Below are 229 nucleotides of genomic sequence, written 5' to 3'. Positions count from 1 at the left end.
CTCCAACAAGATCGAGTATTTCTCGTGCAAGTAAGTGATAGTCCATGACTTCCTCCCTGGAAGATTCACAGGCGAAGGTGGTTCTCATCGACGGCTACCCGGACTACGCCGCCCGCTTCAGCCAGTCGGGCTCGAGCTTGAGTCGCAGTCATCCCCAACAGCACCATGACAATGGCCGTCTTGGCATGTCCGCCAGCCTCGTGCAACGCCGTGATGGCATCATCACAGG

Annotated in this window: 1 protein-coding gene; it reads left to right on the top strand. The window is 57.2% G+C overall.

All coding sequences use genetic code 11. The annotated features are described in order from the left end of the window. Positions 1-44 precede the first annotated feature (44 nt). A partial coding sequence (locus C1X29_RS29600) for a hypothetical protein (protein WP_218275748.1) occupies positions 45-229 on the top strand: 185 nt, incomplete at its 3' end.

The sequence above is a fragment of the Pseudomonas sp. GW456-12-10-14-LB2 genome (assembly GCF_002884345.1).
Classification (GTDB): Bacteria; Pseudomonadota; Gammaproteobacteria; order Pseudomonadales; family Pseudomonadaceae; genus Aquipseudomonas; species Aquipseudomonas paraglycinae.
The sequence above is the reverse complement of the archived record's forward strand: the minus strand, read 5'-3'. Positions and strand labels throughout refer to the sequence as shown.